Source organism: Microbacterium sp. UMB0228 (genome assembly GCF_002871415.1).
Classification (GTDB): Bacteria; Actinomycetota; Actinomycetes; order Actinomycetales; family Microbacteriaceae; genus Microbacterium.
The window spans coordinates 727539-738714 of record NZ_PNFU01000001.1; the positions used below are offsets into that span (position 1 = coordinate 727539).

An 11176-nucleotide genomic window follows, 5' to 3' on the forward strand; every position below is an offset into this window, starting at 1 on the left:
CCGGGCGCACGGAGCGTCGGAGACCGCCCGTAGGCTGTGTGCATGGCCCTCATCGATGCGCGCGGGATCCCCGCTGACCAGACGTCCGTCGAACGCCTCGCGGGGGAGGGCCTCGAGTACCGGGTCCTCGATACGACGGATTCGACGCGCGTCGCCGCCTTCCAGAGGGCGATGGCCCGCGGGTTCCTCGGCGCCGACCCCTCGGAGGCGGCTCGTGAGGAGGGCGTGGGCACGCTGAGGAGCCGGCGCAACATCGGCGTCTACGAGCCCGACGCCCCGGCCGACCGCTTCCCGGTGGCGACCATCGACTCCTGGGTGACGCCGCTGACGATACCCGGCGGCGAGATCGGGATGTGGGCGATCAGCGGGGTCACCGTGGCCGGCACGCACCGCCGCCGTGGCATCGCGCGCGCCCTGCTGGAGGGCGAGCTGCGCGCCGCCGTCGATGCCGGCCTCCCCGTCGCGGGCCTCACGGTGTCCGAGGCGACGATCTACGGCCGGTACGGCTTCGGCTCCGCCGTCCCCGTGGCGCGGTTCACCGTGGACGTGCGCCGCGCCGGCTGGGCGGGCCCCGTCCCGGCCGGCCGCGTGGAGTACCTCGAGCGCGAGGAGCTCGCCGAGGCGCTGGCGGAGGCGCACGAGCGCGCCCGTACCGCGCGGTCCGGTCAGGTCCCGGGGTGGGCGGCCCGCTGGGCGGGCATCAGCGGGCTCGCGAGCACCGACACCGACCGGGATCGGGTGCGCGGCGTCCGCTATCGCGACGAGTCCGGTCAGGTGCGCGGCGTGATGGCCTTCCACCTCAGCGAGCGCGGCGGCACGTTCCGGTTCGCGATGCACGTGCGCCTGCTCGTCGGCGAGACGGCGGAAGCGACGGCTGCGCTGTGGCGGTTCGCGCTGCAGCACGACCTCGTCGACGAGGTGACCGCCGATCTCCGACCGCTCGACGACGCCCTGCCGTGGCTGGTCGCGGACCCGCGCGGCGTCACCCAGGAGGTTCACGACCACGGTTGGCTCCGCGTCCTGGACGTCCCCGCCGCGCTCACGGCCCGGACCTACGCCGCGCCCCTGGACACCGTGCTCCGCATCGAGGACCCCCTGGGATTCGCCGCGGGCACCTGGCGCCTGCGCGTCGACGCGGAGGGGCGGGCGCACATCGAGGAGGCTCCGGGCGCCGAGGCGGACCTCGTCCTCGACGTCTCCGCACTCTCGTCGATCTACGCCGGCAGCATCCGCGTCGCCGCGCTGCACGGAGCGGGCCGGATCACGGGCCCGGTGGACGCCGTCGAGGCACTGGACCGTGCGTTCGTCGCCTTCCCGGCGCCGTCCCTCGACATCTGGTACTGACCCACAAACCGAGAAGGGCGCCCCGGCCGAAGCCGGGGCGCCCTTCGTCGTCAGAGAGGCGGTCAGCCCAGGGTGACCGCCGCGCGGATGAGCGCGGCCTGCTCGGTCGCATGCACCTTGGACGAGCCCGTCGCCGGCGAGGCCGACGCCGGACGCGAGACCGGGCGGAACGAGCGGTCGCCGGGGACGTCCGCGAAGGCCAGAGCCAGGAACGGCCACGCGCCCTGGTTCTCCGGCTCCTCCTGCACCCACACGAGCTCGGCGTTCGGGTACGAGTCCGTGATCTTCTTCAGCGCGTCGATGGGCGTCGGGTAGAGCTGCTCCAGACGCACCAGGGCGATCTCCGGGTTCGGGTTCTTCTCCAGCTCGGCGCGGAGGTCCCAGTGCACCTTGCCGCTGTGCACGAGCACGCGCTTCACGGTGGAACGGTCGAGACCGCGGTCGTCGTCGAGGACCGGCTCGAAGCGGCCCCCGGTGAACGCCTCCACCGGGCTCGTCGCGCCGCGCAGGCGCAGCATGGCCTTCGGGGTGAACACGATGAGAGGCTTGCGCGGGCGGGCGTAGGCCTGCCGGCGCAGCAGGTGGAAGTGCGACGCCGGGGTCGACGGACGCGCCACGATCATGTTGTCCTGGGCGCACAGCTGCAGGAACCGCTCGATGCGCGCGGAGGAGTGGTCCGGTCCCTGGCCCTCGTAGCCGTGGGGGAGCAGGAGCGTGACGCTGGACTGCTGACCCCACTTCTGCTCCGCGGCGGAGATGTACTCGTCGATGACCGACTGGGCGCCGTTGACGAAGTCGCCGAACTGCGCCTCCCACAGCACCAGGGCCTCGGGAGCTTCCACGGAGTAGCCGTACTCGAAGCCGAGCGCGGCGTACTCGCTGAGGAGGGAGTCGTAGACGAAGAAGCGGCCCTGCGCGTCGGACAGGTTCGACAGCGGCAGCCACTCCTGGCCGTTCGCCCGGTCGTGGAGCGCGGCATGCCGCTGCACGAAGGTCCCGCGGCGCGAGTCCTGGCCGGCGAGGCGCACCGGGGTGCCCTCGACCAGGAGCGAGCCGAAGGCGAGCAGCTCGCCGAAGCCCCAGTCGATGTTCCCGTTGCGGCTCATGTCGAGGCGCTTCTCCAGCAGCTGCTGGATCTTCGGGTGCACCGTGAAGCCCTCGGGCTTGTTCACGAACGCGTCGCCGATGAGGCGGATGACCTCGGCGGGGACACCGGTGACCTCGGGGGCTCCGACCTGGTCCTCGACCTGGGGGGCCTCCTCGGGGGCGATCGGGGTCGCGCCGGTCTCGGCGGCGTGCGTCTCGGCGAAGGCGATCTCCAGACGGTTCTGGAAGTCGGCCTTGGCCTCGTCGTACTCCTCCTCGGTGATGTCGCCGCGACCGACGAGGGACTCCGTGTACAGGCGGCGGACGGAGCGCTTCGCCTGGATGAGGTCGGTCATCAGCGGCTGCGTCATCGAGGGGTCGTCGCCCTCGTTGTGGCCGCGACGGCGGTAGCAGACGAGGTCGATCACGACGTCGCGGTGGAAGCGCTCGCGGTACTCGAACGCGAGCTGCGCGACGTGGATGACCGCCTCGGGGTCGTCGCCGTTCACGTGGAAGACCGGCGCCTGGATCGTCTTGGCGACGTCGGTGGCGTAGACCGAGGTGCGGGCGTCGCTCGGCGTCGTGGTGAAGCCGACCTGGTTGTTGACGACCACGTGGATCGTGCCGCCCGTGCGGTAGCCGCGCAGCTGCGACATCTGCAGGGTCTCGACGACGACGCCCTGGCCGGCGAAGGCCGCGTCGCCGTGGACGAGGATGGGCAGCCAGGCGAAGGTGCCGATGGGCTTGCGGTCCTGCTTGGCGCGGACGATGCCCTCCAGCACGCCGTCGACCGTCTCCAGGTGGGAGGGGTTGGCGGCGAGGTACACCGGCAGCGCGGAGCCGTCGTCGGCGACGAACGTGCCCTCGGTACCCAGGTGGTACTTCACGTCGCCCGAGCCGCGCTGGTTGCCGGGGGTCTGCGTGCCCTCGAACTCCCGGAAGACCTGGCCGTACGTCTTGCCGGCGATGTTGGTGAGCACGTTCAGGCGGCCGCGGTGGGCCATGCCGATCGCGGCGCCCTCCAGCCCGGCCGTGGCCGCGCCCTGGAGGATCTCGTCGAGGAGCGGGATCAGCGACTCGCCGCCCTCGAGCGAGAAGCGCTTCTGGCCGACGAACTTCGTCTGCAGGAAGGTCTCGAAGGCCTCGGCCTCGTTGAGCTTGCGCAGTACGCGCAGCTGCTCGTCATGGCCGGGCTTCTGGTACTTGACCTCGACCTTCTCCTGGAACCAGCGGCGCTGCTCCGGGTCCTGGATGTGCATGTACTCGATGCCGAGAGTGCGGCAGTACGAGTCGCGCAGCACGCCGAGGATGTCGCGGAGCTTGGCGACGCGGCGTCCGCCGAACCCGCCCGTGACGAACTCGCGGTCGAGGTCCCAGAAGGTCAGGCCGTGGCTCTCGATCTCCAGGTCGGGGTGCGAGCGCTGACGGTACTCGAGCGGGTCGATGTCGGCCATGAGGTGGCCGCGCACGCGGAAGGAGTTGATGAGCTCCTGCACGCGGGACTGCTTGTCGACGCGCTCGGCGAGGTCGACCGCGATGTCCGGGTTCCAGCGGATGGGCGCGTACGGGATGCGCAGCGCCGCGAAGATGTCGTCGTAGAAGCCCCGCTGCCCGATGAGCAGCTCGTGCACCTTCTTCAGGAATTCGCCGGAGCCGGCGCCCTGGATGACGCGGTGGTCGTAGGTGCTCGTGAGCGTGATGGTCTTGCCGATCGCGAGCTCGTTGAGCGTCTTGTCGCTCGCGCCCTGGAACTCGGCGGGGTACTCGAGGGCGCCGGCGCCGATGATGCAGCCCTGGCCCTTCATGAGACGCGGGACCGAGTGCACCGTGCCGATGCCGCCCGGGTTGGTGAGCGAGACCGTGGTGCCCTGGAAGTCGGCGGCGGTGAGCTTGTTGGCGCGGGCGCGGGTGACGAGGTCCTCATAGGCGGCGAGGTACTCGGTGAAGGTCATGGTGTCGGCACGCTTGATGCTCGGGACCATGAGGGCGCGGGTGCCGTCCGGCTTGGGCAGGTCGATCGCGATGCCGAGGTTGACGTGCGCCGGGGCCACGACGGAGGGCTTGCCGTCGATCTCGGCGTAGAAGACGTTCTGGCTGCGGAACTCGTCGAGGGTGCGGATGAGCGCCCAGCCGATGAGGTGGGTGAAGCTGACCTTGCCGCCACGGGTGCGGGCCATGTGGTTGTTGATGACGATGCGGTTGTCGATCATCAGCTTGGCCGGGACCGTGCGGACGCTCGTCGCGGTGGGGACGGTGAGCGATTCGTCCATGTTCGCGGCGAGGGTCTTCGGCAGACCGCGCAGCGGGGTGACCTTGTCCTCTTCGGACGGCTGCTGCGTCTCCTTGGACTCCTGCTTCGGCTTCGGCGCCTGGGCGGGGATCGGCGCGGCCGCGGCCGGCTTCGCGGTGGTGCGGGCGACGGGCTGTGCACCGATCACGGGGATGGGAGCGGTCACGGGGTGCGCCGGGGCCGCGGTCGCGGTGGGAGCGGCAGCGCCTCCGGCGGCCGTGGTCTCGGAGTGGTACTTCTCCAGAATGGGCCACCACTCCTTGTCGACCGAGTCGCGGTTCTCCTTGAACTGCTCGTAGAGCTCTTCGACGAGCCAGGAATTGGCTCCGAACCCCCCGTCGCCACCGACGCCGGTCACCTGGTTCGACACGCTCTATCGCCCTCTTTCATCGCTGAAGATCTCCGATGCGGACGCACGACGCAGGATGCGCTCGGGCCCGCACACTCTCGACCACCAAGCCTAACCTGTTTCGACCGAGGAGACGTCGAACAGCACGACCCGTGGCGCGCCGATCTGGGTACCGTGGAGACATGGAGTTCTCAGGTGCGCAGCCGACCGTCGATCTGACCTACTCGGACGTCTTCCTGGTGCCGCGCCGCTCGGCCGTCACCAGTCGCCTCCAGGTCGATCTCGCTCCGCACGACGGCACCCCGGCGACGCTGCCGCTCGTCGCCGCGAACATGAACTCGGTGACCGGGCCGCGGATCGCCGCCGTGCTCGCGCGCCGAGGGGCGCTGGGCGTGCTGCCGCAGGACCTCCCGCTCCAGGAGCTCGACGCCGCGATCCGCGACGTTAAGGGGCAGCCGGTGCTCTGGGACACGCCGCTCGTGCTGCCCCCGGAGGCGACCGTCGCCGACGCCCTCCGCCTGCTCCCCGCCGCCCCCGGCCACGGCATCGTCGTGGCCTCCGGCGCGGCGCCGATCCCCGTCGACCGCATCGTCGGGGTGCTCCCGGCCACCCGTCTCGCGACCGCGCTGCCCGACGCGCAGCTCGGCGACCTCGTGCACCGGGGCACGCCGTCCATCGACGCGGACGACATCGGCTCCGAACGGCACGCCTTCGACGTCATCACCGAGGCGGACGTCGAGGTGGTCACGGTCGTCCACCACGGCCACCTCGTCGGGACGCTGAGCGCCCGCAGCGCCCTCCGCGCCACGCTGTACCGGCCGGCCGTGGACGCCGACGGTCGCCTCGCCGTCGCCGCGGCGGTCGGCATCAACGGCGACGTCGGGGCGAAAGCGAAGGCGCTCGCGGCGGCCGGGGTCGACGTGCTCGTCGTCGACACCGCGCACGGCCACCAGGAGGGCATGCTCCGGGCGCTGCAGGAGGTCGCGTCCCTCGGGCTCGGGCTCCCCATCGTCGCGGGGAACATCGTCACCGCGGACGGCGTGCGGGATCTCGTCGACGCGGGCGCCTCGATCCTCAAGGTCGGCGTCGGACCAGGGGCGATGTGCACGACGCGGATGATGACGGCGGTCGGTCGTCCCCAGTTCTCCGCGGTGCTGGAGACCGCACAGGCCGCCGCCGAGGCCGGAGCGCACGTCTGGGCCGACGGCGGGGTGCGCTACCCGCGGGACGTCGCCCTCGCGCTCGCGGCCGGTGCGGCCTCCGTCATGGTCGGCTCCTGGTTCGCCGGGACGATCGAGGCCCCGGGCGAGCTCCAGCGCGACACGGACGGTCGTCTGTTCAAGGAGTCGTGGGGGATGGCCTCGACCAAGGCGGTGCAGGCGCGGTTCGGTCGGCTCGACGCCTACGAGCGGGCGCGCAAGGAGCTGTTCGCCGAGGGCATCTCCTCCTCCAAGATCTACCTCGACCCGCTGCGCCCGGGCATCGAGGACCTGCTCGACATGATCACGTCGGGCGTGCGGTCGTCCTTCACCTACGCCGGGGCCGCGACCGTGCCGGAGTTCCACGACCGTGCTCTCGTCGGACTGCAGTCGGCGGCGGGCTACGAGGAGGGCAAGGCGCTGCCGGTCAGTTGGTGATCACCTGCCGCGACCACAGTCCGCTTCTGTAGAATCGAGCGCACTATGGACGACCCTCCCAGTTGCCGAACATCGCCCCACCGTCCCGTTCTCTCCCCGGAGAGGAAGATCTGATGGACTACATCATGTTGGGCGTGGGGCTTCTGCTCACGGTCGGCACCGGCCTTTTCGTCGCGAGCGAGTTCGCCCTCGTGAACCTCGACCGCGCGGATCTGGAAGCGCGGCAGGCGCGAGGCGAGTCCCGCCTCTCCCTGACGATCAGCGCCCTGCGGCACACCTCGACGCATCTCTCCTCCGCGCAGCTCGGCATCACGCTGACCACGCTGCTGACCGGATACACGATGGAACCGGCGCTGTCCAACCTCCTGCGCCCCACGCTCGTCGCCTGGAACATCCCGGAAGCCGCCGTCGCTCCCATCGCGACCGTGGTGGCGATGTTCGTCGCGACGGTGCTCTCGATGATCCTCGGCGAGCTCGTCCCGAAGAACTTCGCGCTGGCGCTGCCCCTGGCCACGGCGAAGCTCGTCGTGCCGTTCCAGATCGCCTTCACGACCGTGTTCAAGCCGGCGGTGGTCGTGCTCAACGGCAGCGCCAACGGGGTGCTGCGCAGCATGGGCATCGAGCCCAAGGAGGAGCTCTCCGGCGCCCGCAGCGCGGAGGAGCTCTCGTCCCTCGTGCGACGGTCGGCGAGCGCCGGAGTGCTGGAGGCCGACACCGCGACGCTGCTGGACCGCACGCTCACGTTCTCGCGGCTCACCGCGGCCGACGTCATGACGGCGCGCCCGAGCATGCACGCGATCGCCGCGGGCGACTCGGTCGACGACGTGATCCAGCTGGCGCGGCGCACCGGCCACAGCCGCTTCCCGGTCTTCGATGAGGACCTCGACGACATCACCGGCGTCGTGCACCTCAAGGCCGCCATCTCGGTGCCGCGGGAACGCCGGGCCGAGGTGCCCGTCGGGGCCCTCGCGACCGACCCGCTCCGCGTGCCGGAGACCGCCCACGTCGACGCCCTGATCTCCGACCTCCGCGGTCGCGGATATCAGCTCGCGGTCGTCGTGGACGAGTACGGCGGGACGGCGGGGATCGTGACGCTGGAGGACCTCGTGGAGGAGCTGGTCGGCGAGGTGTCCGACGAACACGACCGGACGAGGGCCGGCATCATCCGCAACCGCGACGGGGTGACCTTCCCCGGCGAGCTGCGTCCGGACGAGCTGCGCAGCCGCGCAGGCGTCGAGGTGCCGGAGGGCGATGTGTACGACACGGTCGGCGGCTACGTCATGAGCGTCCTCGAGCGGGTGCCGGTCGTCGGCGACGAGGTGCCCCTGGACAGCGGCACGCTGCAGGTGGTCCGCATGGACGGCCGCCGCGTGGATCGGGTGCGCTACGTCCCGAGACCGGATGCCGTCGTCATCGAGGGGGTGTCCCTGTGAGCGATTGGGGAGGCCTCGCCTGGCTCGTCGTCCTGCTGGCGGCGAACGCGTTCTTCGTCGGCGCCGAGTTCGCGGTGATCTCCGCGCGGCGCTCCCAGATCGAGCCGAAGGCCGAGCGCGGCTCGCGCCCGGCCAAGACCGCGCTGTACGCCATGGAGCACGCGACGCTCATGCTCGCGACCTCGCAGCTCGGCATCACGATCTGCTCGCTGCTCATCCTGAACGTGTCCGAGCCCGCCATCCACCATCTGCTCGCCGTGCCGCTGCACGCGCTGGGCTGGTCGGACGGCGCGGTGGATGTCGTGTCGTTCACGATCGCGCTGCTCATCGTGTCGTTCCTGCACGTCGTGTTCGGCGAGATGGTGCCGAAGAACCTCGCGTTCTCGATTCCGGACCGTGCCGTGCTGCTGCTGGCGACGCCGCTGGTGTGGGTTTCGAAGGTGTTCATGCCGGTGATCTGGCTGCTGAACGCGGCGGCGAACGGCGTGCTGCGCCTCTTCCGCGTGGAGCCGAAGAACGAGGCGGCGTCGACGTTCACCCTCGACGAGGTCGCGACCATCGTCAACCAGTCGCGCCGTGAGGGCGTGCTCATGGACACCGCGGGCACGGTGACGGCCGCGGTCGAGTTCACCGACAAGAAGGCGCGCGACGTGGCCGTGCCGCTGAGCGACCTCGTCACGCTGCCGCAGACGACCACGCCCGACGACATCGAGAAGGCGGTGGCCCGCTACGGGTTCTCGCGCTACGTGATCGTCGACGACGAGGACGTCCCGATCGGCTACGTCCACCTCAAGGACATCCTGCGGGCCTCGGAGGGCCCGGATGCCGAGGCCAAGGTGCTCGAGCCGATCCCCGGCAAGCGCATCCACCACATGGTGCCCGTGCAGGAGGACACCGATCTGGAGGACGCGCTCGCCGTCATGCGACGGGCGGGTCGCCACCTCGCCAAGGTCCGCGACGCCCGGGGGGAGACCACCGCCGTGCTGTTCCTGGAGGACATCCTCGAGGAGCTCGTCGGCGAGGTGCAGGACGCGACCCGTCGCGTCCGCGGCCACTGACATCCGGATACGCGAAGGCCGCCGGCTCCCTCGGGGACCGGCGGCCTTCGTCGTGGGCGTCAGCGCCAGTGCGCGCGTTCGTACTGCGGCGGCCAGGCGACCGTGTCGCCCAGCTCGTGCGCGGCCCGGAGCGCGAAGTGCGGGTCGCGCAGCCACTCCCGTCCGGCGAAGATCGCGTCGGCCGCCCCGTCGGCGAGCACCTGCTCGGCCTGGGCGGCGGCGGTGATGAGGCCCACGGCCGACACCGGGATCCGCCCGCCCTGGCGGACGGTCTCGGCCAGCGGGACCTGGTAGCCGGGGGAGACGCTGATGCGCTGGTGCGCGACGAGGCCGCCGCTGGAGACGTCGATGAGGTCGGCGCCGCGCGCGGTCGCCCAGCCGCCGACCGTCGCGGCCTCCTCGGGCGTGAACCCGCCCTCGGCGTGATCCGTCGCCGAGATCCGGACGAAGACCGGCACGCCGTCGCCGGCCGCCTCGCGCACCGCGTCCACGACGCGCAGCAGCAGCCGGGCCCGGTTCTCCAGCGAGCCGCCGTACTCGTCCTCGCGGAGGTTCGACAGCGGCGACAGGAACTGGTGCAGGAGGTAGCCGTGGGCGCCGTGGATCTCGATGACGTCGAAGCCGGCCTCGAGCGCCCGACGGGTCGCCGCGGCGAACCCGTCGACCACGCGGTCGATGCCCGCCGCGTCCAGCGCGACCGGCGCGGCGAACCCCTCGTAGGCCACCGCGGACGGGGCGGTGGTCGTCCATCCGCCCGCGGCGGCGGGGACCGAGCCGCGCTCGTCGGCCCAGGGCCACCAGGTGGAGGCCTTCCGCCCGGCGTGCGCGAGCTGGATGCCCGCGGCGGCCCCGCGGTCGTGGATCGCTCGCACGATCGGGGCGAGGGCGTCGCGCTGCGCGTCGTCCCAGAGGCCGAGGTCGCGCGGGGAGATCCGCCCCTCCGGGACGACGGCCGTGGCCTCGGCGACGATGAGCCCGGCACCGCCCGAGGCGAACTGCGCAAGGTGGGTGTGGTGCCACTCCTGCGCCACGCCGTCGACGGCGCTGTACATGCACATGGGGGAGACCCAGAGGCGGTTGCGGAACGTGGTGGACCGGATGGTCAGCGGGGAGAAGAGAAGACTCACCGTTCGACGGTACCGCCGACGCGGACGGGACAGGGCCGTCGGGCTAACGTGGAGTCATGAGCGACGTGCGCGAGTGGTCCCGCAGCGACGCGGCGCGGTTCTTCCGCGCGCCGACCGCCGAGGACGACAAGTACTCGCGGGGCGTCGTGGGCATCCGCACCGGATCGGCCGCCTACCCCGGCGCCGCGGTGCTGGGCGTCGAGGCCGCCTGGCGCACCGGTGCCGGATTCGTCCGCTACGTGGGCGCGCCGTCGGCGGTGGCGGCGGTGCTGGCACGACGCCCGGAGACCGTCGGCGGGCCGGATGCCGGACGCACGCGGATCGGCGCCTGGGTGATCGGGTCCGGGACCGATCCGGACGACCGGAGCACGGCGGAGGCGCAGGCGCTGCGGGAGATCGTCGACGGCGACGTCCCCGTGGTCATCGACGCCGGAGCGCTCGATCTGGCGCCGACCGCCCGCGCCCCGTTCGTCGCCACGCCGCACGGCCGGGAGTTCGCGCGGCTGCGCGAGCGCGTCGGCATCGACGGGGCCTCGGACGATCTCGCGCACGTCCGCGACGTGTCCGCCGCGATCGACGGCGTGGTGCTGCGCAAGGGCGCGCGCACCGTCCTCGCGGCACCCGACGGCACGCTCGTCGCCGTGGAGGCGGGGACCGGGTGGCTCGCGACGGCCGGGACGGGGGACGTGCTGGCCGGGATCGTCGCCGCCGTGATCGCCGCGAATCCGGACAGCCCGCTCGTCGAGTCCGCCGCGGCGGCCGTCTGGCTGCACGGGCACGCCGCCCGCCTCGCCGCCGCGGCGACCGCGGGCGCGAGCGGTCATCCGATCGTGGCGCTCGACGTCGCGGAGG

General features: G+C 72.0%; 7 protein-coding genes. 5 read left to right on the forward strand and 2 right to left on the reverse strand.

The genetic code is table 11. The features are described from left to right. Window positions 1–42: 42 nt before the first annotated feature. A complete protein-coding gene (locus CJ226_RS03540; RefSeq protein ID WP_102208318.1) occupies window positions 43–1344 on the forward strand; it encodes a GNAT family N-acetyltransferase in 1302 nt (433 codons plus the stop codon). 62 nt (window positions 1345–1406) lie between these two features. Here the strand turns inward: CJ226_RS03540 and CJ226_RS03545 are convergent, their stop codons facing one another. Continuing rightward, window positions 1407–5090: a multifunctional oxoglutarate decarboxylase/oxoglutarate dehydrogenase thiamine pyrophosphate-binding subunit/dihydrolipoyllysine-residue succinyltransferase subunit gene (locus CJ226_RS03545; RefSeq protein ID WP_062635106.1), complete on the reverse strand. Its 3684-nt coding sequence runs from the start codon at window positions 5088–5090 to the stop codon at window positions 1407–1409. Between the two features lie 161 nt (window positions 5091–5251). Here CJ226_RS03545 and CJ226_RS03550 point away from each other — a divergent pair, with 161 nt between their 5' ends. The 3 genes from CJ226_RS03550 to CJ226_RS03560 all read left to right on the forward strand — a co-directional run bounded on the left by CJ226_RS03550 (window position 5252) and on the right by CJ226_RS03560 (window position 9197). Continuing rightward, the gene (locus tag CJ226_RS03550) at window positions 5252–6706 is read left to right on the forward strand and encodes a GuaB1 family IMP dehydrogenase-related protein (RefSeq protein WP_102208319.1); all 1455 of its coding nucleotides are present in this window, start codon (window positions 5252–5254) and stop codon (window positions 6704–6706) included. A 113-nt stretch (window positions 6707–6819) separates the two neighbouring features. Then, the gene (locus tag CJ226_RS03555; RefSeq protein ID WP_062635102.1) at window positions 6820–8139 is read left to right on the forward strand and encodes a hemolysin family protein; all 1320 of its coding nucleotides are present in this window, start codon (window positions 6820–6822) and stop codon (window positions 8137–8139) included. Continuing rightward, window positions 8136–9197 carry a hemolysin family protein gene (locus CJ226_RS03560; RefSeq protein ID WP_025103069.1) on the forward strand — a complete coding sequence of 354 codons (1062 nt, stop codon included), beginning with the start codon at window positions 8136–8138 and terminating at the stop codon, window positions 9195–9197. The genes CJ226_RS03555 and CJ226_RS03560 overlap by 4 nt, the downstream gene beginning before the upstream one ends. A gap of 59 nt (window positions 9198–9256) precedes the next feature. Here CJ226_RS03560 and CJ226_RS03565 read toward each other — a convergent pair whose 3' ends face one another. After that, the gene (locus tag CJ226_RS03565; RefSeq protein WP_102208320.1) at window positions 9257–10324 is read right to left on the reverse strand and encodes an NADH:flavin oxidoreductase/NADH oxidase; all 1068 of its coding nucleotides are present in this window, start codon (window positions 10322–10324) and stop codon (window positions 9257–9259) included. A 56-nt stretch (window positions 10325–10380) separates the two neighbouring features. Between CJ226_RS03565 and CJ226_RS03570 the strand changes: the two genes are divergently transcribed. After that, window positions 10381–11176, forward strand: a 796-nt coding sequence (locus CJ226_RS03570; RefSeq protein WP_102208321.1) for an ADP/ATP-dependent (S)-NAD(P)H-hydrate dehydratase, incomplete at its 3' end; no start/stop codon positions are given.

Excerpts from the sequence above, each read along its gene's own strand:
- CJ226_RS03540 (WP_102208318.1), top strand. The coding sequence starts at position 43 with ATGGCCCTCATCGATGCGCGCGGGATCCCCGCTGACCAGACGTCCGTC.
- CJ226_RS03550 (WP_102208319.1), top strand. The coding sequence starts at position 5,252 with ATGGAGTTCTCAGGTGCGCAGCCGACCGTCGATCTGACCTACTCGGAC.
- CJ226_RS03555 (WP_062635102.1), top strand. The coding sequence starts at position 6,820 with ATGGACTACATCATGTTGGGCGTGGGGCTTCTGCTCACGGTCGGCACC.